Source organism: Mycolicibacterium sp. MU0053, assembly GCF_963378095.1.
GTDB lineage: Bacteria > Actinomycetota > Actinomycetes > Mycobacteriales > Mycobacteriaceae > Mycobacterium > Mycobacterium burgundiense.
Genome location: NZ_OY726397.1, coordinates 3,839,902 through 3,859,298 on the forward strand (window position 1 = coordinate 3,839,902; position 19,397 = coordinate 3,859,298).

General features: G+C 69.0%; 18 protein-coding genes and 1 pseudogene. 13 read left to right on the forward strand and 6 right to left on the reverse strand.

All coding sequences use genetic code 11. The features are described from left to right. Positions 1–6: 6 nt before the first annotated feature. From RCP80_RS18165 to RCP80_RS18175, 3 genes are read right to left on the reverse strand one after another with little or no spacing between them, the layout of a single operon-like run. Positions 7–1,095 carry an adenosine deaminase gene (locus RCP80_RS18165; RefSeq protein ID WP_308479002.1) on the reverse strand — a complete coding sequence of 363 codons (1,089 nt, stop codon included), beginning with the start codon at positions 1,093–1,095 and terminating at the stop codon, positions 7–9. A gap of 26 nt (positions 1,096–1,121) precedes the next feature. Next, positions 1,122–2,435, reverse strand: coding sequence for a thymidine phosphorylase (locus RCP80_RS18170; RefSeq protein WP_308482913.1), 1,314 nt, complete (start codon positions 2,433–2,435; stop codon positions 1,122–1,124). An 11-nt stretch (positions 2,436–2,446) separates the two neighbouring features. Then, positions 2,447–2,845 (reverse strand): cytidine deaminase, encoded by a 399-nt coding sequence (locus RCP80_RS18175; protein ID WP_308479003.1) that lies wholly within the window; start codon positions 2,843–2,845, stop codon positions 2,447–2,449. Between the two features lie 256 nt (positions 2,846–3,101). On the opposite strand from RCP80_RS18175, the gene sdhC reads away from it, so the two are divergent. The 7 genes and pseudogenes from sdhC to RCP80_RS18210 all read left to right on the forward strand — a co-directional run. Then, a complete protein-coding gene (sdhC, locus tag RCP80_RS18180) occupies positions 3,102–3,518 on the forward strand; it encodes a succinate dehydrogenase, cytochrome b556 subunit (protein ID WP_308479004.1) in 417 nt (138 codons plus the stop codon). Next, entirely contained in the window at positions 3,515–3,979 is a 465-nt protein-coding gene (locus RCP80_RS18185; protein ID WP_308479005.1) for a succinate dehydrogenase hydrophobic membrane anchor subunit, read from the forward strand. Before sdhC ends, RCP80_RS18185 begins: the two co-directional genes overlap by 4 nt. A gap of 13 nt (positions 3,980–3,992) precedes the next feature. Continuing rightward, positions 3,993–5,747: a succinate dehydrogenase flavoprotein subunit gene (sdhA, locus tag RCP80_RS18190; RefSeq protein WP_308479006.1), complete on the forward strand. Its 1,755-nt coding sequence runs from the start codon at positions 3,993–3,995 to the stop codon at positions 5,745–5,747. Between the two features lie 2 nt (positions 5,748–5,749). Further along, entirely contained in the window at positions 5,750–6,535 is a 786-nt protein-coding gene (locus RCP80_RS18195; RefSeq protein ID WP_308479007.1) for a succinate dehydrogenase iron-sulfur subunit, read from the forward strand. 54 nt (positions 6,536–6,589) lie between these two features. Then, positions 6,590–7,357 (forward strand): PTS sugar transporter subunit IIAB, encoded by a 768-nt coding sequence (locus RCP80_RS18200; protein ID WP_308479008.1) that lies wholly within the window; start codon positions 6,590–6,592, stop codon positions 7,355–7,357. Between the two features lie 8 nt (positions 7,358–7,365). Further along, complete coding sequence (locus tag RCP80_RS18205; protein WP_308479009.1) at positions 7,366–8,925, forward strand: PTS ascorbate transporter subunit IIC; 1,560 nt, start codon at positions 7,366–7,368, stop codon at positions 8,923–8,925. A 55-nt stretch (positions 8,926–8,980) separates the two neighbouring features. Further along, positions 8,981–9,553: pseudogene (locus tag RCP80_RS18210) on the forward strand (carboxymuconolactone decarboxylase family protein); the annotation flags it as partial. Here RCP80_RS18210 and RCP80_RS18215 read toward each other — a convergent pair. Then, entirely contained in the window at positions 9,516–10,466 is a 951-nt protein-coding gene (locus tag RCP80_RS18215) for a sigma-70 family RNA polymerase sigma factor (protein ID WP_308479011.1), read from the reverse strand. The pseudogene RCP80_RS18210 and the gene RCP80_RS18215 sit on opposite strands and share 38 nt — an antisense overlap. Positions 10,467–10,529: 63 nt before the next feature. On the opposite strand from RCP80_RS18215, the gene RCP80_RS18220 reads away from it, so the two are divergent. Next, positions 10,530–12,038, forward strand: a complete 1,509-nt coding sequence (locus RCP80_RS18220) for an APC family permease (protein WP_308479012.1) — start codon at positions 10,530–10,532, stop codon at positions 12,036–12,038. A 16-nt stretch (positions 12,039–12,054) separates the two neighbouring features. Further along, complete coding sequence (locus RCP80_RS18225) at positions 12,055–12,912, forward strand: universal stress protein (RefSeq protein ID WP_308479013.1); 858 nt, start codon at positions 12,055–12,057, stop codon at positions 12,910–12,912. 24 nt (positions 12,913–12,936) lie between these two features. Here the strand turns inward: RCP80_RS18225 and RCP80_RS18230 are convergent, their stop codons facing one another. Continuing rightward, positions 12,937–14,439 (reverse strand): gamma-aminobutyraldehyde dehydrogenase, encoded by a 1,503-nt coding sequence (locus RCP80_RS18230; RefSeq protein WP_308479014.1) that lies wholly within the window; start codon positions 14,437–14,439, stop codon positions 12,937–12,939. A 135-nt stretch (positions 14,440–14,574) separates the two neighbouring features. Here RCP80_RS18230 and RCP80_RS18235 point away from each other — a divergent pair, with 135 nt between their 5' ends. The 3 genes from RCP80_RS18235 (at position 14,575) to RCP80_RS18245 (ending at position 17,760) form a co-directional block, all read left to right on the forward strand. Continuing rightward, positions 14,575–15,084 carry an Lrp/AsnC family transcriptional regulator gene (locus RCP80_RS18235; protein ID WP_373693373.1) on the forward strand — a complete coding sequence of 170 codons (510 nt, stop codon included), beginning with the start codon at positions 14,575–14,577 and terminating at the stop codon, positions 15,082–15,084. Continuing rightward, entirely contained in the window at positions 15,081–16,436 is a 1,356-nt protein-coding gene (locus RCP80_RS18240; protein WP_308479015.1) for an aspartate aminotransferase family protein, read from the forward strand. Before RCP80_RS18235 ends, RCP80_RS18240 begins: the two co-directional genes overlap by 4 nt. Before the next feature lie 97 nt (positions 16,437–16,533). After that, on the forward strand, positions 16,534–17,760 hold the full coding sequence (locus RCP80_RS18245) for a D-alanyl-D-alanine carboxypeptidase family protein (RefSeq protein ID WP_308479016.1): 1,227 nt from the start codon (positions 16,534–16,536) through the stop codon (positions 17,758–17,760). Positions 17,761–17,769: 9 nt separating this feature from the next. Here RCP80_RS18245 and RCP80_RS18250 read toward each other — a convergent pair whose 3' ends face one another. Beyond that, the gene (locus RCP80_RS18250) at positions 17,770–18,102 is read right to left on the reverse strand and encodes a hypothetical protein (RefSeq protein WP_308479017.1); all 333 of its coding nucleotides are present in this window, start codon (positions 18,100–18,102) and stop codon (positions 17,770–17,772) included. A 50-nt stretch (positions 18,103–18,152) separates the two neighbouring features. Between RCP80_RS18250 and RCP80_RS18255 the strand changes: the two genes are divergently transcribed. Further along, the gene (locus RCP80_RS18255; protein ID WP_308479018.1) at positions 18,153–19,394 is read left to right on the forward strand and encodes an NADH:flavin oxidoreductase/NADH oxidase family protein; all 1,242 of its coding nucleotides are present in this window, start codon (positions 18,153–18,155) and stop codon (positions 19,392–19,394) included. Positions 19,395–19,397: the final 3 nt, after the last annotated feature.

Consider the following 19,397-nt stretch of genomic DNA (forward strand, 5'->3'; position numbering starts at 1 on the left):
CCGAAATCACCCGACGAGGACGGCGTAGCGGGGCTTGATCACGTCGTCGATGATCGCGAGCCGCTCATCGAAGGGGATGAACGCCGACTTCATCGCGTTGATGGTGAACCGCTCCAGATCGCTCCAGCCGTAGCCGAAGGCCTCGACCAGACGCGCCATCTCCTGGCTCATGGTGGTGTCGCTGATCAGCCGGTTGTCGGTGTTGACGGTGACCCGGAACCGCAACCGCGCCAGCTTGTCGAACGGGTGCTCGGCGATCGAGCGGGCCGCGCCGGTCTGCACGTTCGACGTCGGACACATCTCCAGCGGGATGCGCCTGTCCCGCAGGAGTGCGGCCAGCCGCCCCAGCCGTACCGACCCGTCCTCGCCCACGCTGATGTCGTCGACGATGCGGACGCCGTGGCCGAGCCGGTCGGCGCCGCAGAACGCGATGGCCTCGTGGATGGACGGCAGCCCGAACGCCTCGCCGGCGTGAATCGTGAAGCGCGCGTTGTTGTCCCGCATGTACTCGAAGGCGTCGAGGTGCCGCGACGGCGGATACCCGGCTTCGGCGCCGGCGATGTCGAAGCCCACCACCCCCTGGTCGCGGAATCGGATGGCCAGCTCGGCGATCTCCCGGGACCGGGCGGCGTGGCGCATCGCGGTCACCAGGCAGCGCACCACGATGGTGCGGCCCAGCGCGGCGGCCGCGGCCATCCCGTCGACGAATCCGGCCAGCACCGCATCGACCACCTCGTCGAGCGACAGGCCGCCGTCGATGTGCAGTTCGGGGGCGAATCGCACCTCGGCGTAGACCACGTTGTCGGCGGCCAGATCCGCCACGCACTCGCGGGCGACCCGGTGCAGCGCCTCGGTGGTCTGCATCACCCCGACGGTGTGCGCGAACGGCTCGAGATAGCGCACCAACGACCCGCTGTGGGCCGCGGTGCGGAAGAACTCGGTCAGCGGCGCCAATTCGGTGGCGGGCAGCCCGTCATACCCGAACTGATCGGCCAACTCGAGCACGGTGGCGGGGCGCAGGCCGCCGTCGAGGTGGTCATGCAGCAGGGCCTTGGGGGCGTGGTGGATCCGGTCCAGACTCAGCGGCGTTCTCATGCCACCATCATCCGCGACGAGGCGGGTCAGCCGAGGCGATCGATCAGCAACGGCAGCTCGGGCGGCGCGGTGTCGCCGACGGACCAGGCGTCGTCGAGCTCGGCCAGCGCCGCGGGCAACCGGTCCGGGGTGTCGGTGTAGAGCGTGAACACGGTCTCGCCGGCGGTGACCGGGTCTCCCGGCCTGCGGTGGATGCGCACTCCGGCGCCGGCCTGCACCGGCGCGCCGGGTTCGGCGCGCCCGGCGCCCAGTCGCCACGCGGCCATCGCCACCGCCATCGCGTCGACGTCGGTCAGTACGCCGCCGCGCGCCGCGGTGACCGTCTCGGTGGCCGCGCCCAGCGGCAGCCCGGCGCGCAGGTCCCCGCCCTGGGCCGCGACGAGGCGCTCGAACCGATCCATGGCCGATCCGTCCCGCAGCGTTTCGGCCGGGTCGACGCCGTCGATCCCGGCGGCGTCCAGCATCTCGGCGGCCAGCGCCAACGTGAGCTCGACGACGTCGCCCGGTCCCCCGCCGGCCAGCACCTCGAGCGATTCGACCACCTCGACCGCGTTGCCGACGGTGTACCCCAGCGGCCGGTTCATGTCGGTGAGCAGGGCGCGGGTCGGAACCCCGCTGGCGGTGCCGAGGTCCACCATGGTCCGGGCCAGCGCGCGTGATTCGGCCTCGGTCTTCAAGAACGCGCCGCGACCCACCTTGACGTCGAGCACCAGCGCCCGCGCACCTTCGGCCAGTTTCTTGCTCATCACCGAGCTCGCGATCAACGGCAGCGACTCGACGGTGCCGGTGATGTCGCGCAGCGCGTAGATCTTGCGGTCGGCCGGCGCCAGCTCACCGGCCGCGAAGATGGCGGCTCCGAGCTCGCAAAGCTGTTGTCGAATTTGGTTTTTCGAGAGCTCGGCGGTGAAACCGGGGATCGCCTCCAGCTTGTCCAGGGTGCCGCCGGTGTGACCGAGGCCACGCCCGGCGGCCTGTGGGACGGCACCGCCGCAGGCCATCACGACGGGCAGCAGGGCAATGGTGATCTTGTCGCCGACCCCACCGGTGGAGTGCTTGTCGACCAACGCCAGCGGCTTGCCGTCCCGCCGCAGATCGGTGAAGTCGAAGCGTTGCCCGGAGGCGACCATCGCCGCCGTCCACCGGGTGATCTCGGCCGTGGTCATCCCGCGCAGATAGATCGCCATCAGCAGCGCCGACATCTGTTCCTCGGCGATGCGGCCTTGGGTGTAGCCGTCGATCACCCAATCGATCTGGGCGTCGCAGAGTTCCCCGCCGTCGCGTTTGACCGCGATGACGGACGGGGCATCCAGGGGCGGCGGGGCCGTGGTCGAGGCGTCGATACCGGCCGATCCTAGCGACGCTCGAGGTCGTGCGGCCCGAAGGCGTCGGGCAGCAACTCCCGCAGCGGGCGCGGGCCCCGCGGGTGGTCGATCAGCATCTCGGGGCCGCCGTGCTCGAGCAGCACCTGCCGACAGCGCCCGCACGGCATCAGCGCCTCACCGTCGGGCCCCACACACGCCAGCGCCACCAGCCGGCCACCACCGCCGGCGCGCAGGGCACAGACCACAGCGCACTCGGCACAGAGACCTAGGCCATATGAGACATTCTCCACATTGCATCCGACGACGATTCGATGATCGTCAACCAGCGCCGCCGCGCCGACCGGGAACCGCGAATACGGTGCGTACGCCCCCGCCCTGACCTCGATCGCTTTGTCGCGCAACGATTTCCAATCGACATCAGCAGTCATGACCGCACCTCGTATTCAACAACACACCGGCCACAGCCGCTCCGCTTCGATCGCCGTTATCCATTAGGGCACCCTAACTTTTCGGCCCGACCGGGCGTTTCCGGCCCGACGGGGATTCGGTCGTTACTGAGAATGGGATTAGAGTTCATCCGACGGTTTCGCTCGTGGTTCACAGTGGTAACGAGCGATATTCGAGACACCGCGACGCCGGCGTTGCCGACATGCCACGGCGTCCACGAAGGCGTTGGAGGCGCTGATGACAACAGCGGCACAAGCGGAGCCGGCGCACACCGACCGGCCGCGCCGCCGCACCCTGTATCGGGGCGACCCAGGCATGTGGTCCTGGGTGCTGCACCGCATCACAGGTGCGACGATCTTCTTCTTTCTGTTCGTGCACGTGCTCGACACTGCCCTGGTCCGGGTCAGCCCGCAGGTCTATAACGAAGTCATCGAGACCTACAAGACCCCGATCGTCGGGTTGCTCGAGGTCGGGCTGGTCGCGGCGGTGCTGTTCCATGCGCTGAACGGCCTGCGCGTGATCCTGGTCGACTTCTGGGCCGAGGGTCCGCGCCATCAGCGCAAGATGCTCGTCGGGGTCGGCGTCATCTGGTTGGTGGTCATGGTCCCGGCCCTGGTGGTGCTGGGCATGCATATGGCGGAGAGGTTCCTGTGAGCAGCGTCGAGCAGCCCCGCATTCGGCCGGTGGCCCCGGTCCTGGAGAAGAGCTACGACCGGCCGGCCGGCCTGGACAACCCGCGCGCGCCGCGGCGGGCCGGCGGGATGCCCAACTTCGAGAAGTACGCCTGGTTGTTCATGCGGTTCTCCGGCATCGCGCTGGTGTTCCTGGCACTGGGCCACCTGTTCATCATGCTGATGTGGCAGGACGGCGTGTACCGGATCGACTTCAACTACGTCGCGCAACGCTGGGCTTCGCCGTTCTGGCAGACCTGGGATCTGCTGCTGTTGTGGCTGGCCCAACTGCACGGCGGCAACGGGATGCGCACGATCATCGCCGACTACACCCGCAAGGACTCCACCCGGTTCTGGCTCAACTCCTTGCTGGCGCTGTCCATGATCTTCACCCTGGTACTCGGTACCTATGTCCTGCTGACCTTCGACGCCAACATCGCCTGAGTATGAGGTTTTCATGATTCAAGAGCATCGCTATGACGTCGTCATCGTCGGTGCCGGCGGCGCGGGTATGCGCGCCGCCGTCGAGGCCGGACCCCGCGCGCGGACGGCCGTACTGACCAAGCTGTACCCGACGCGCAGCCACACCGGCGCCGCGCAGGGCGGGATGTGTGCCGCCCTGGCCAACGTCGAGGAAGACAACTGGGAGTGGCACACCTTCGACACCGTCAAGGGCGGCGACTACCTCGCCGACCAGGACGCGGTGGAGATCATGGCCAAGGAGGCCATCGACGCGGTGCTGGACCTGGAAAAGATGGGGATGCCGTTCAACCGCACCCCCGAGGGCCGCATCGACCAGCGTCGCTTCGGCGGGCACACCCGCGACCACGGCAAGGCCCCGGTGCGTCGCGCCTGTTATGCCGCCGACCGCACCGGCCACATGATCCTGCAGACGCTGTACCAAAACTGCGTCAAGCACGATGTGGAGTTCTTCAACGAGTTCTACGCGCTGGACCTGATCCTGTCCGAGACCCCCAGCGGGCCGGTGGCCACCGGAATCGTCGCCTATGAACTGGCGACCGGCGACGTGCACGTGTTCCACGCCAAGGCGATTGTCTTCGCCACCGGCGGATCGGGGCGGATGTACAAGACCACCTCGAATGCGCACACCCTGACCGGCGACGGCATGGCCGTGGTGTTCCGCAAGGGACTTCCGCTGGAGGACATGGAATTTCACCAGTTCCACCCGACCGGCCTGGCCGGTCTCGGCATCCTGATCTCGGAGGCCGTGCGCGGCGAGGGCGGCCGACTGCTCAACGCCGACGGTGAGCGGTTCATGGAGCGCTACGCGCCCACCATCGTCGACCTGGCGCCCCGCGACATCGTCGCGCGTTCCATGGTGCTCGAGGTGCTCGAGGGTCGCGGCGCCGGGCCGAACAAGGACTACGTCTACATCGACGTGCGCCACCTCGGCGCGGACGTGCTGGAAGCCAAGCTGCCCGACATCACCGAATTCGCCCGCACCTACCTCGGTGTGGACCCGGTCACGGAACTGGTGCCCGTCTACCCGACGTGTCACTACGTGATGGGCGGCATCCCGACCACCGTCACCGGACAGGTGTTGCGCGACAACAACAACACCGTGCCCGGCCTGTACGCCGCCGGCGAATGCGCGTGCGTCTCGGTGCACGGCGCAAACCGGTTGGGCACCAACTCACTGCTGGACATCAACGTGTTCGGCCGGCGCGCGGGCATCGCCGCGGCCGAGTACGCCGCCGACAACGACTTCGTCGACCTGCCGCCGAAGCCCGAGGAAATGGTGACCGGCTGGGTGTCCCACATCCTTTCCGATCACGGCCACGAGCGGGTCGCCGACATCCGCGGGGCGTTGCAGCAGTCGATGGACAACAACGCCGCGGTGTTCCGCACCGAGGAGACCCTCAAGCAGGCGCTCACCGACATCCATGCCCTCAAGGAGCGCTACTCCCGAATCACCGTGCACGACAAGGGCAAGCGGTACAACAGCGACCTGCTGGAGGCCATCGAGCTCGGCTTCCTACTCGAGTTGGCCGAGGTCACCGTGGTGGGCGCGTTGAACCGCAAGGAATCTCGCGGCGGCCACGCCCGCGAGGACTATCCCAACCGTGACGACACCAACTACCTGCGTCACACCATGGCCTACAAGCAAGGCGAGGATCTGCTTTCCGACATCCGGCTGGATTACAAGCCCGTGGTCCAGACCCGGTACGAGCCAATGGAACGGAAGTACTGACCATGAGTGCACCCGTGATCGACAAGCCCGAGGCCGGCGACCCGCCACTGCCGCCCGTGCCCGACGAGGCCGTCATGGTGACGTTGAAGATCGCCCGGTTCAATCCCGAGAACCCGGACGCGGCCGGCTATCAGAGCTTCCGCGTGCCGTGCCTGCCCACCGACCGGCTGCTGAACCTGCTGACCTACGTCAAGAGCTACCTGGACGGCACCCTGACGTTCCGGCGCTCCTGCGCCCACGGGGTCTGCGGCTCGGATGCCATGCGGATCAACGGCGTCAACCGGTTGGCGTGCAAGGTGCTCATGCGCGACATGCTGCCCAAGAAGGCCGGCAAGCAACTGACCATCACCATCGAGCCGATCCGCGGATTGCCCGTGGAGAAGGACCTCGTGGTGAACATGGAGCCGTTCTTCGACGCGTTCCGCGCGGTCAAGCCGTTTCTGATCACCAGCGGCAATCCGCCCACCCGCGAACGGATTCAGAGCCAGACCGACCGCGCCCGGTACGACGACACCACCAAGTGCATCCTGTGCGCGTGCTGCACCACCAGCTGCCCGGTGTTCTGGAGCGAGGGGTCCTACTTCGGGCCCGCGGCCATCGTCAACGCCCACCGGTTCATCTTCGACTCGCGTGACGAGGCCGCCGCCGAGCGCCTCGACATCCTCAACGAGGTCGACGGGGTGTGGCGTTGCCGCACCACGTTCAACTGCACCGAGGCCTGCCCGCGCGGCATCGAGGTCACCAAGGCGATCCAGGAGGTCAAGCGCGCACTGATGTTCGCGCGCTAGATCCTGGTCGGCCTTCCTGCACGCTGGGTCAACAAACACGTTACGGTCCCAAGCATGGCCGGCCTGTCTGAACTGCTGTCCGAAGAACGCATAGCCCTCGACGTGGTGGCCGGTGGCTGGCGGGAGGCGATCCGGGCCGCCGGCGCGCTGTTGGAACAGGCGGGCATCGCCGAATCCGCCTACACCGACTCGATGATCGCCAATGTCGAGAGCAACGGCCCCTACATCGTGGTCGCCCCCGGTTTCGCTTTCGCGCATGCCCGGCCGGCGGCGGCCGTGCACCGCACCGGCATGTCCTGGGTGCGGCTGGCCGATCCAGTTGAATTCGGCCACCAAACAAACGACCCGGTGACGCTGGTGGTGGCGCTGGCCGCCACCGACGCCGGCGCCCACACGGCCGCCATGGCGGAGCTGGCCAAGGTGCTCGGCGACCCGGCCCGCCGCTCGGCGCTGGATACCGCGAGCACCCCCGCCGAGTTGCTGGGAGTGCTCGGCGGCACCGCCACCCCGGCCCCCGCCGCCGCCGCGAAGGAGGGGTCGAACCTGATCCTGACGGTGTGCGGCAACGGACTGGGCACCAGCCTGTTTCTCAAGAGCACCCTCGAACAGGTGCTGCAGCGCTGGGGCTGGGACCGGTTCATCACCGTCGAGGCCACCGACACCATCTCCGCGAAGGGTAAGGCCGCCGGCGCCGACCTGATCCTGACCTCGGGCGAGATCGCCAAGACGCTCGGCGATGTCGGGATTCCGGTCAAGGTCATCGAGAACTTCAGCTCCACCACCGAGGTCGACGCCGCAATGCGCGCCTCCTACGACGTCTAGGAGAACCGATGGACTGGTTGGTCAGCGTCGCCGAATTCCTCGTCAACGAGATTCTGGCGGTCCCCGCTTACCTGATCGGCATCATCACCGCCGTCGGGTTGCTCGCACTGCGCAAGAACGTCGGGCAGGTGGTCGGCGGCGCGTTGAAGGCCACGCTCGGCTTCATGCTGCTCAACGCCGGCGCGGTGCTGGTGGTCGGTTCGCTGGAACCGCTGGGAGTGATGATCCAGGGCGCCACCGGCAGCCAGGGCGTCGTGCCCACCAACGAGGCGATCGTCGGGATCGCACAGAACGAGTTCGGCGCGCAGGTGGCCTGGCTGATGATTCTGGGCTTCGGCTTCAGCCTGCTGTTGGCGCGCTTCACACCCCTGCATTACGTCTTCCTCACGGGCCACCACATGCTGTTCATGGCCACGCTGCTGACCATCGTGCTGGCCACGGCCGGGTTCTCCACCACGGTCGTCGTCGTGGTTGGCGGCATCCTGCTGGGCGTGCTGCTGGTGTCGTTGCCGGCGATCTCGCAGCCCTGGACCAAGCGGATCACCGGTGACAACAGCATCGCGATCGGGCACTTCGGCACGCTGGGCTACATCTCCGCCGGCATCACCGGCCGCTTCGTGGGCGGCAAGAAGAGCAGGTCCACCGAGGATCTCAAACTGCCCGAATCGCTGCGCTTCCTGCGTGATTCGATGGTCACCACCGCGCTGTCGATGGTGCTGATCTATCTGGCGGTCTCGCTGATCTACCTGGTCAGGGTCGGGCCGGAGACCGCGTTCGCGGCGTTTGCCGACGACACCGGCGCCGGGGCCGCCTCCGATGTGGGCAACTACCTGATGATGGGTGTCACCGAGGGCCTCGGCTTCGGCGTGGCCGTCGCGGTGATCCTGTTCGGCGTGCGCACCATCCTCGGTGAGCTGGTGCCGGCCTTCCAGGGCATCGCCAAGCGGGTCGTGCCAGGCGCGGTGCCCGCCCTCGACGCGCCCATCGTGTTCCCCTACGCCCAGAACGCGGTGCTGGTCGGATTCATCTCGAGCTTCACCGCCGGCCTGGTGGGGCTGGCCGTCCTGGCGGCGTGGCTGGGCCCGGCGTTCGGCTGGGTGCTGGTGTTGCCGGGGCTGGTGCCGCACTTCTTCACCGGCGGCGCGGCCGGGGTGTACGGCAACGCCACCGGCGGTCGCCGCGGCGCGATCGCGGGCGGCTTCGTCAACGGCCTGCTGATCACCTTCCTGCCCGCGATCCTGGTGGGTGTGCTGGGCGCGCTCGGCGAGGAGAACACCACCTTCGGCGACACCGACTTCGGTTGGTACGGAATTCTGATGGGCAACGCCGCCAAGCTCGGCGCGGTGTGGGGCGTGGTGGTGATGCTGCTGATCAGCGCCATCCTGCTGGGGCTGGCGATCCTCGTGCAGAAGCGACTCGTCGAGACCGGCTGGGACCCCTCGCCGGGGCGCGCCGCGCCCACCGGGGCACAGCCGGACGACGAGGCCGTGGTGCCCAGCGCCGGGCGCAGCTATCCGAAGATCGCGCCGCCGGCCGGCGCTCCGACCCCGCCGCCGCCACCCGGCTGACCGCCCGGCCCGCCGGTGACTGTCACACATCGGCGGGCAATCTCGTCCAAGGGGTATGACTGAAACCCGAATCGCTCCCCTGCCCCCCAAGCAGGCCGGCCTGCTCACCCGCGCCATGTACCGGTTCGCCAGGCGCCGGTTCGGTGAGGTCCCCGAGCCGTTCGCGGTGGCGGCACACCACCCCCGGCTCTTGGTCGCCAACGCTGTGCACGAGATGCTGCTGCAGCGCGGCTCGAACAAGCTGCCCGCCAGCGTTCGCGAACTCGCGGTGTTCTGGACCGCCCGCACCGTCGGCTGCTCGTGGTGCGTGGATTTCGGCGCCATGCTGCAGCGCCTGGACGGCCTCGACGTCGACCGGTTGAAGTCGATTGACGACTACGCCACCTCGCCGCGGTTCAGTGCCGACGAACGCGCCGCGATCGCCTACGCCGACGCCATCACCACCGACCCGCACACCGTCACCGACGAGCAGGTCGGCGACCTGCGGCGGCGGTTCGGCGACGACGGGGTGATCGAGCTGACCTATCAGATCGGCGTGGAGAACATGCGGGCCCGGATGTACTCCGCGCTCGGCATCACCGAGCAGGGCTTCAGTTCCGGCGATGCCTGCCGGGTGCCCTGGGCCTGACCGCGCGGTCGCGCAGCGGTGAGCCGGCGAACTTGTCCGGGTTCGCGACATCCCATACCGCCCAGACCTTTCCGTCCTTGACGGTCACGGCGGCGATGTGCGGTGCCATTTCGGAATTGTCGGGGTCGGCCGGCAGCCCCGGCGTGAACGAACCCAGCTCGCCGTTGATCAAGGCCGGTCGACTCGAGGTCACGAAGCCCGGTCCGTACCGTCGGGCCAGGCCGAGCAGGAACCGGGCCACCTTGTCGGGACCGACGATGACACGCGCCGCGGTGGGCGCTCGGCGGTTCGCGTCGCCGGTGAAGCTGACCTCCGGGTGCAACAGTGAGACCACATCGGCCAGATCCCCGGCCGCGATCGCCGCCATCAGCTTTCCGACGGCCTCGTCATGGCGCGGATCCGGCGGCGGGGGCGCTGCCTGCGCCACCGCGCGACGCGCCCGGGTTGCCAGTTGGCGCGCGGCCGAGGCGGTGGCCCCCAGCACCTCGGCGACCTCGGCGAAGGGCACCCCGAAGCCGTCGTGCAGCACGAAGGCCACCCGCTGATCCGGGGAAAGCCGTTCCAGCACAACCATTGCCGCGTACCGGGCGTCCTCCGAAGCGACGACGGCGGCCAACGGATCCTCGGCCCCGAGTTCGACCACCACCGGTTCGGGCAGCCAGGTGCCGACGTAGCGTTCCCGCCGGTGGGTGGCCGACCGCAGCCAGTCCAGGGACAGCCGGCTCACCACCGTCGTCAACCAGGCCCGCAGGTCGGCGATGTCGCCTCGGCGGTCGCCCAGTCCGGCCCACCGCAACCAGGCCTCCTGCACCATGTCCTCGGCGTCGGCGACCGTGCCGGTGAGCCGGTAGGCCACCGCCAACAGCTGGGGCCGAATCGCCTCGAATTCGGCCGCTCGCGCGCTCGCGGTCACCCGCCCAGCGTATTCCGTCGTTGCACCGACGGCCGCACCGCGGCGACCGTACTATCCCTGAGCATGGCAATCGCCGAACCGCCGGCCCGGCCGCGCTCGGACAAGGGGCTGCAGGCCGACGCCCTCGGTTTGGCCGGCAACATCGTCATCGGACTGGCCGCCACCGCACCGGCCTACAGCCTGGCCGCCACTCTCGGTTACATCGTGCTCGCGGTCGGCGAGAAGGCGCCGTCGATGTTCGTGCTCGCCTTCATCCCGATGCTGATGGTCGCGTTCGCCTACCGTGAGCTGGCGCGCGACACCCCCGACTGCGGTACCACGTTCACCTGGGCCACCAAGGCGTTCGGGCCGTGGATCGGCTGGATCGGCGGCTGGGGCCTGGCGGTCTCGGCGATCATCGTGCTGGCCAACGTCGCCGAGATCGCGGCCATCTACCTGTTTCGGTTCGTCGGGCTCGATTCGCTCGCCGAGTCGCTGACCGCCAAGGTCCTGCTCGGATCGTTCTTCATCATCGCCATGACCGCGGTCAGTGCCCGCGGCATCGTGCTGTCCGAACGCATTCAGAGCGTGCTGATGGCCATCCAGTTCCTGGTGCTGATCGGCTTCAGCGTCATCGCCCTGGTGCGGGTGTTCAGCGGCACCGCCGGCGAGCAGGCGATCACGCCGTCGTGGAGTTGGCTGTGGCCATCGGGCCTGGACGCGAGTTCCATCGCGGCCGCGGTGATCCTGTGCATCTTCATCTACTGGGGCTGGGACGCCTGCCTGGCCGTCGGCGAGGAGACCAGGGATTCGGCGAACACCCCCGGCCGCGCCGCGATCATCACGACGCTCATCCTGGTGGCCAGCTATGTGCTGGTCGCCTACGCGATCCAGTCGTTCGCGGGTTTCGGTGACACCGGGATCGGCCTGAACAATCCGGACAACGTCGACGACGTGCTGACGGTGCTCGGCGGACCGGTCGCGGGGACGGTGGCGGCCGCGCTGTTGTTGTTGACGGTCTCGGTGTCGGCGCTGTCCTCGACCCAGACCACCATCCTGCCCACGGCGCGGGGCACCCTGTCGATGGCGGTCTACGAGGCCATCCCCAAACGCTTCTCGTTCGTGCATCCGCGTTACATGACACCGACATTCGGCACCATCGTGATGGGGATCTCCGCGCTGGGGTTCTTCTTCCTGTTGAGCTTCATCAGCCAGAATGCGCTGGCCGATTCGATCGCCTCGCTGGGCCTCGCGGTGGCGTTCTACTACATGATCACCGCGTTCGCCTGCGTCTGGTATTTCCGCCGCACGCTGTTGGAATCCACCCGAAACCTGTTCATGCGGGGCGTCTTTCCACTACTCGGCGGCACCGCGATGGTGTGGGCGTTCTTTCAGAGCGCGATCGATATGATCGACCCGGCATACGGCTCCACCGCGTTCGGATCGATCGGCGGGGTCTTCGTCTTCGGCGTCGGCATGCTCGTACTCGGCGTTCCGCTGATGCTGCTGTGCTTCGCGTTCGGCACCAAGCGCTTCTTCCGCGGCGAGACCCTGACGGCCGAAACCCAGGTCAAGGTACCGGACATCTACTGAAAATGCGGGGGCTGCAATGCATTTAACCGTTGGTTACCTGGCAACACCGACCGGCGACGACGGCGTGGCCCTGGCCGCCGCGCTGGCCCGCACCTTCGGCGCGACTGTCGACGTGGTCCTGGTGATCCGGCATGAACTGCCCGACGGCAGCCCCGGCCGGGCGCAGTATCAGCAGCTGCTGGTGGAACGCGGGCAGCGCTGGGTCGCCGGCGCGGCCGGCGCCTTGGCCGCCGGCAACGTCGCAGCCGGCGCCCACGTGCTGGTGGGTGAGTCGTTCGCCGAGACGCTGATGGGCTTCGCCCGGGACCACGACTCGGACCTGATCGTCGTCGGGGGCGCGCGGGACAGCATCTTCCGGGGCCATGCCATCGGACCAGTTGCCAGTGCGCTGCTGCACAGTTCGACCATTCCGGTGGCGTTGGCGCCCCGGAACTACGCCGAGGAACCACCCGAGTCGCTGACCGCGGTCACCGCGGCGGTGCCCACCAGGCCCGGCGACGACAACCCGTTGCCGTTCGCGATCGCCCTGGCCGGCGCGGCCGGCCTGCCGATTCGGATGGTCTCGCTGGTGTCCGCCGAGAACCTCGCCGAGGCCGAGAACCTGGCCGAACTGCGCGCGCTGCAGATCGCCGCGGCCGAGCAGAACCTCGAAGTCGCCGCGAGCGCCCTGCCCAACGCACCGGAGGTCGAATCCCTTGTCGCCGAGGGCATGACACTGGAGTCGGCGCTCAAGAAGCTGACCTGGGCACCGTCGGATGTGCTGGTGGTCGGGTCGAGCCGATTCGGCGCGCCCAAGCGGATCTTCCTCGGTTCGACGGCCTCGCGCATCCTGGCCGGTACCGACGCGCCGGTGATCGTCATCCCCCGCGACTGACCGGGCTCGACGGCGGGCGGACACTCAGCGTTTGGTGAAAATCGTTCGGTGCCAGTCCTTGTCCGCTACCCCGGTGATGTCGCTCATCACGTGTTTGATCGTCAGGTACTCCTCGAAGGAGTAATCGCTCATGTCCTTGCCGAAGCCCGAGGCGCCGACGCCGCCGTGCGGCATCTCGCTGATGATCGGGATGTGGTCGTTGATCCAGACGCATCCGGCGTCGATCTCCCGGGAGGCCCGCTGGGCGCGGTAGACGTCGCGGGTCCAGGCCGAGGCCGCCAGGCCGTATTCGGTGTCGTTGGCCTGCCGCAGTGCGTCGTCGTCGTCGGTGAACGACCGCACCGTCAGCACCGGTCCGAAGATCTCGTCGCGGTAGACCTCGGAATTCTCGTCGACATCGGCGATCAGGGTCGGCGCGTAGAACGAGCCCGGCAGGTCGGGAACGCTGCCGCCGGTGACGATCCGACCGCCCTGGCCCGGGGCGCGCGCCACCATGCCCGCGACCTTGTCCCGGTGGGCCGTCGAGATCAGGGGCCCGAGGTCGGTATCGGGATCGTGCGGATCTCCGACCACCACCTTGCCCATCACCTCGGCCACCCCGGCGACGAAATCGTCGTAGAGTTCGCGCGCCACGATCGCTCGCGTCGCGGCGGTGCAGTCCTGACCGGTGTTGATCAGCGACCCGGCCACCGCGCCCTGCACCGCGGCGTCGAGGTCGGCGTCGGCGAACACCACGAACGGAGCCTTGCCGCCGAGTTCGAGTTGGGCGCGGTGCCCGTGGACCGCGGCCGCGGCCATCACCTTGCGGCCCACGGCCGTCGACCCGGTGAAGGTCACGACGTCGACGCCCGGATGCCCGGCCAGCGCGGCGCCGACATCGGTCCCGGCACCGGTCACCACGTTGAGCGCACCGGCGGGCAGGCCGGCCTCGGCTGCCAGGTGGGCCAGGGTCAGCGTGGTCAGCGGCGTGATCTCGGCAGGCTTGATGACCACGGTGCAGCCGGCGGCCAGCGCCGGGATCACCTTCCACACCGCCATCTGCAGCGGATAGTTCCACGGTGTGATGGTGGCGACCACGCCGAGCGCCTCGCGCCGGATGCTCGAGGTGTGGTCCGCGGAGTACTCGGCGGCGGCCTTGCCTTCCAAACGTCTTGCCGCACCGGCGAAGAACGCGACGTTGTCGATGCTGCCCGGCAGGTCGAACTCGGTCGCCAGCCGCACCGGTTTACCGGTCTGGCTGACCTCCTCGGCAATGAACAAATCGGCGTTGGCCGCCATCAACTCCGCCAACTTCCCCAGCACGCCCGCGCGCTCGACCGGGGCGGCCCGGGACCACTCGCGCAGCGCCGCCCGCGCCGCGCCGACCGCGCGATCCACCTCGGCGGTGGTGGCCATCGCCACGTGTGCGACGACGGACCCGGTGGCCGGGTTCACGACGGGATGGGGCCGCCCGTCCGCGCCGCTCACCGCCCCGTCGATCCAACTGCCTGCCACTGTCCGGGTCTGGCCGGATGCCGTCGCGGTCATGCGCCCAACGCTAGTGCACGACGACGCCTCCAGCCCACCGAAGTCGCTACGTAATCGTGCGACAAAGACGGCCGGAACTTTCGATACTGACCGAATTGGTTGCCCATGACAACTGATTCCGTGCACAATCAACCCATGTCCGAATCGCCCACCTCATCGTCTTCCGGGCCGCCGCGCGTGAACGGATCGGTGCCCACCATGCAACTCGACGACCTTTCGAAGGCCATCATCGAGAAGTTGCAGGAGGATGGCCGCCGTTCCTATGCCGGCATCGGCAAAGCGGTCGGGCTGTCCGAGGCCGCGGTGCGGCAACGCGTCCAACGGCTGGTCGACGCGGGCGTGATGCAGATCGTGGCGGTCACCGACCCCATGCAGCTGGGCTTCGCGCGGCAGGCCATGATCGGCATCCGCTGCACCGGCGACACCCGCAGGGTGGCCGAGCAGCTCGCCGCCATCGACGCGGTCGACTACGTGGTGCTCACCGCCGGATCCTTCGACGCGATCGCCGAGGTGGTCTGCGAGGACGACGACAACCTGCTGGAGCTGCTGAACACCCAGATTCGCGCGGTCCCGGGAGTGATCTCCACCGAGACGCTGGTTTATCTGAAACTCGTCAAGCAGCAATACAATTGGGGTACCCGATGACATCACTGTCCGCCAAGGCCGACCGCCACCTGTGGGGCCACTTCGCCCGCCACGGCGCCGGCATCACACCGCCGATCATCACTCGCGGTGAGGGCGTGCACATCTGGGACGACACCGGCAAGCGCTACATCGACGGGCTCTCGGGGCTGTTCGTCGTGCAGGTCGGACACGGTCGCGCCGAGCTCGCCGAGGCCGCGGCCAAACAGGCCGAAACGCTGGCCTTCTTCCCGCTGTGGAGTTATGCCACCGCCCCCGCGATCGAGCTGGCCGACCGGCTGGCCGGCTACGCACCGGGTGATCTCAACCGGGTGTTCTTCACCACCGGCGGCGGCGAGGCCGTCGAATCCGCCTGGAAGCTGGCCAAGCAGTACTTCAAGTTGACCGGCAAACCCGGTAAGCACAAGGTGATTTCGCGTGCGATCGCCTACCACGGCACCCCGCAGGGCGCCCTGGCGATCACCGGCATCCCGGCCTTCAAGGCACCGTTCGAACCGCTGACGCCGGGCGGGTTCCGGGTGCCCAACACCAACTTCTACCGGGCCCCGGAGCGCTATCACACCGACATCAAGGCGTTTGGGGAGTACTGCGCCGACCGGATCGCCGAGGCCATCGAGTACGAGGGCCCCGACACCGTGGCGGCGGTCTTCCTCGAACCGGTGCAGAATGCCGGCGGCTGCTTCCCCCCGCCACCGGGATACTTCGAGCGGGTACGTGCGATCTGCGACGAGTACGACGTCCTGCTGGTCTCCGACGAGGTGATCTGCGCCTACGGCCGCATCGGGTCGATGTTCGCCTGTGACGACTTCGATTACGTGCCGGACATCATCACCTGCGCCAAGGGATTGACGTCCGGATACTCGCCGATCGGCGCGATGATCGCCAGCGACCGGCTCTTCGAGCCGTTCCACGACGGCAAGACCGTGTTCGCCCACGGCTACACCTTCGGCGGCCACCCGGTGTCGTCGGCGGTGGCGCTGGCCAATCTCGACATCTTCGAGCGCGAGGGACTCAACGACCACGTCAAGCACATGGCGCCGGCGTTCCGTTCGACGCTGGAGAAGTTGCTCGATCTGCCGATCGTCGGCGATGTGCGCGGCGAGGGGTTCTTCTACGGGATCGAACTGGTGAAGGACAAGGGCACCCGCGAGACGTTCGACGACGAGGAGTCCGAGCGGTTGCTGCGCGGGTTCCTCACCCCGGCGTTGTGGGAGGCCGGGCTGTACTGCCGCGCGGATGATCGCGGCGACCCGGTGGTGCAGCTGGCACCGCCGCTGATCTCGGGGCAGGCCGAGTTCGACGCCATTTACGAAGTCCTGCACGGGGTACTGACCGAGGCGGCCGGGCGACTGTAGCGGCACCGGCAGCCGCTGTCACACCCGCAACACAAACCACTTCAGTCACAGCGCGCCTCCACGAACCGGGCGGCTGTCGGGCTTAATCTGCACCCCGATGGCCAGAACACGAATCACCGGCGTGGGTGCGTTGCTGCGGGGCACCGCCCTGGCGGCCGCACTGCTCTTGGGCGCCGCACCCGCGGTGGCGGTCGCCGACCCCGGCAGCGGCCCGGCCTGCCCCTACCGGGTGCACACCCCGCCGGCCGTCGACGCCTCCGAGGTGCCCAGACCCGGGCAGGCGCCGCCGCCCCCGCTGCCCGTTCCGGTCAAGCCGGTCGGCGGCGACGCGCTCGGCAGCTGCGGTCTGGTCACCGCCCCCGATACCGCACCGGTGCCCGAGGACGTGTCGGCCGAGGCCTGGCTGGTGGCCGACCTCGACACCGGCGACGTGATCGCCGCCAAGGATCCGCACGGCCGGCACCGGCCCGCCTCGATCGTCAAGGTGCTCACGGCCATGGCCGCGCTCGACGAACTCAACCTCAACAAGCGCGTGCCGGGCACACAGGACGATGCCAATCAGGAGGGCACCCGCGTCGGGGTGGCCCCCGGCGGCCTGTACACCATCAACGACCTGCTGCACGGCCTGATGATGCACTCCGGCAACGACGCCGCCCACGCGCTGGCCGTGCAACTCGGCGGGATGGATCCCGCCCTCGGCAAGCTCAACACCCTGGCCAGCAAGCTGGGCGGCCGCGACACCCGGGCGGCGACGCCGTCCGGGCTGGACGGCCCCGGGATGAGCACCTCGGTCTACGACATGGCCCTGTTCTACCGATACGCCTGGGACAACCCCACTTTCGCAGAGATCGTGGCAACCAAGACCTACGACTTCCCGGGCCGCGACGGCAACCCGCCGTACGAGATCTACAACGACAACAAGCTGCTGGAGAACTATCCCGGCGCCCTCGGCGGCAAGACCGGCTACACCGACGACGCCGGGCAGACCTTCGTCGGCGCCGCCGAACGCGACGGCCGCCGGCTCGTGGCGGTGCTGATGCGCGGGTCCCGGGTCCCCATCGCGCCCTGGGAGCAGGCCGCCCGCCTCCTCGACTACGGCTTCGGGACCCCGCCCGGCACCCAGGTGGGCACCCTGGTGGACCCCGACCCCGCGCTGTCGACACCCAAGCGCGCCGCGGACGCGGCGGTCGCGGCCCACGCGGCGGGCGTGCTGCCCGAGGCAGACAGCGCCCCGGTCCGGGTCGGGGTCGCGGTGGTCGGCAGCATCATCGTGTTCGGGTTGATCATGGCCGCCCGGTCGATGAACCGCAGGCCGCAGTACTGACAGCGGGGCTCACCACGGCCCGATGACGTGCTCGAGCACCGCCAGCGCCACGGCGGCGAGGACGGCGAGCGCAGACCCCGCGACGAGCGTCCACGCGGTCACCCGCTCGGCACGCGCGCGGGCCAACAGCGCGCCCGCGACCGCACCCGCCGCCCCGAGCACCACGATTCCACCGACGGCCAGATAGAACAGCGCGGCCAGCGCGGCCGTCGGCGCGGCGGCGAACCCGCTGACGTAGCCGTGGAACGGCACCGGGAACCGGTACAGCGCGGCGACGAGTCCAGCTGCCGGTGGCGCGCCCAGCACCGCCGCGGCGGCACCCAGCAGGCTGTGACGGATCATGTCCACGCACCCTAGCGGCCGGACCGGGAAATCCTGGGCTACGTTGATGCATGGTCCAGATCTCGGATCCGCTGATCCTGCCCTGCGGCACCGTGTTGCCCAACCGCATCGCCAAGGCCGCCATGAGCGAACAACTCGCCAACCGCAGGCACGCGCCCGACCATCGGCTCCGCGAACTGTACGGCCGCTGGTCCAAGTCCGGTGCGGGACTGCTGATCACGGGCAACGTGATGATCGAACCCGGCGCGGTCAGCGAACCACGCCAGGCCGTCCTCGACAGCGCAGAGCACCTGGCGGCCTTCGCGCGGTGGGCGCGGGCGGCCACCGACAACGCCACCGGCGTCTGGATGCAGATCAACCACGCGGGCCGGCAGATCCCGCGGTACCTGCGCCGCCGGCCGACGGCGCCGTCGGCGGTGCCGATGTCCGGCGGCCTGGGCATGTACGGCTTGCCGCGCGAGCTCTCCGCCGCCGAGATCACCGACCTGATCGCCGGTTTCGCGAACACGGCGCAGTTGGCGATCCGGGCCGGCTTCACCGGCATCGAGATCCACGCCGCACACGGGTACCTGATCAGCCAGTTCCTGTCACCGGCGACCAACACCCGCACCGACGAATGGGGCGGATCACCCGAGCGCCGCCGCCGCTTCCTGCTGGCGGTCGTCGAGGCGGTCCGCGCCGCGATCGGGCCCGACGTACCGCTGGGGGTGAAGATCAACTCGGCGGACTTTCAACGCGGCGGCTTCTCCGAGGACGAGTCGCTGGCCGCGCTGGAAGCACTCGGCGCCCTGGGAAAAACCCATCTCGACTTGGTCGAGATCTCGGGCGGCACCTTCGAATCCGGCGCCATGGTCGGCCTCGCCGAGCAGCCGACCCGCGCCAGCACCCGCGCCCGGGAGGCCTACTTCCTGCGGTTCGCCGAACGGGCTCGCGAGCGCATCTCCACCCCGATCATGCTGACCGGCGGGTTTCGCAGCCGCGCGGGCATGCAGGCGGCGCTCGATGCCGGGGTGAACGTCATCGGGCTGGCCCGGCCGATGGCCCTGGCGCCGGAGTTCCCCCGACGGCTGCTCGACGGCACCGGCGCCGACTTCGATCAGGGGGCCGAGAGCGGCGCGCGGCGCGGGCCGGTGTTCCTGCGCGCCGCCGCCGATGTCATGTGGCACACCGAACAGCTCGGCCGGATCGCGCGCCGCCGTGAGCCCGATCCACGCAGCAACGCCACCGCGAGCCTGGCCCGGATGCTGGCCGGGCACGGCGTGTCCGCACTGGCGTGCCGGCTCTCGCGCTGAGCG

Excerpts from the sequence above, each read along its gene's own strand:
- sdhC (WP_308479004.1), top strand. The coding sequence starts at position 3,102 with ATGACAACAGCGGCACAAGCGGAGCCGGCGCACACCGACCGGCCGCGC.
- RCP80_RS18255 (WP_308479018.1), top strand. The coding sequence starts at position 18,153 with ATGGTCCAGATCTCGGATCCGCTGATCCTGCCCTGCGGCACCGTGTTG.
- RCP80_RS18240 (WP_308479015.1), top strand. The coding sequence starts at position 15,081 with ATGACATCACTGTCCGCCAAGGCCGACCGCCACCTGTGGGGCCACTTC.
- RCP80_RS18195 (WP_308479007.1), top strand. The coding sequence starts at position 5,750 with ATGAGTGCACCCGTGATCGACAAGCCCGAGGCCGGCGACCCGCCACTG.
- RCP80_RS18250 (WP_308479017.1), bottom strand. The coding sequence starts at position 18,102 with ATGATCCGTCACAGCCTGCTGGGTGCCGCCGCGGCGGTGCTGGGCGCG.
- RCP80_RS18245 (WP_308479016.1), top strand. The coding sequence starts at position 16,534 with ATGGCCAGAACACGAATCACCGGCGTGGGTGCGTTGCTGCGGGGCACC.
- RCP80_RS18225 (WP_308479013.1), top strand. The coding sequence starts at position 12,055 with ATGCATTTAACCGTTGGTTACCTGGCAACACCGACCGGCGACGACGGC.
- RCP80_RS18235 (WP_373693373.1), top strand. The coding sequence starts at position 14,575 with ATGTCCGAATCGCCCACCTCATCGTCTTCCGGGCCGCCGCGCGTGAAC.
- RCP80_RS18205 (WP_308479009.1), top strand. The coding sequence starts at position 7,366 with ATGGACTGGTTGGTCAGCGTCGCCGAATTCCTCGTCAACGAGATTCTG.
- RCP80_RS18230 (WP_308479014.1), bottom strand. The coding sequence starts at position 14,439 with ATGACCGCGACGGCATCCGGCCAGACCCGGACAGTGGCAGGCAGTTGG.
- sdhA (WP_308479006.1), top strand. The coding sequence starts at position 3,993 with ATGATTCAAGAGCATCGCTATGACGTCGTCATCGTCGGTGCCGGCGGC.
- RCP80_RS18200 (WP_308479008.1), top strand. The coding sequence starts at position 6,590 with ATGGCCGGCCTGTCTGAACTGCTGTCCGAAGAACGCATAGCCCTCGAC.
- RCP80_RS18165 (WP_308479002.1), bottom strand. The coding sequence starts at position 1,095 with ATGAGAACGCCGCTGAGTCTGGACCGGATCCACCACGCCCCCAAGGCC.
- RCP80_RS18220 (WP_308479012.1), top strand. The coding sequence starts at position 10,530 with ATGGCAATCGCCGAACCGCCGGCCCGGCCGCGCTCGGACAAGGGGCTG.
- RCP80_RS18175 (WP_308479003.1), bottom strand. The coding sequence starts at position 2,845 with ATGACTGCTGATGTCGATTGGAAATCGTTGCGCGACAAAGCGATCGAG.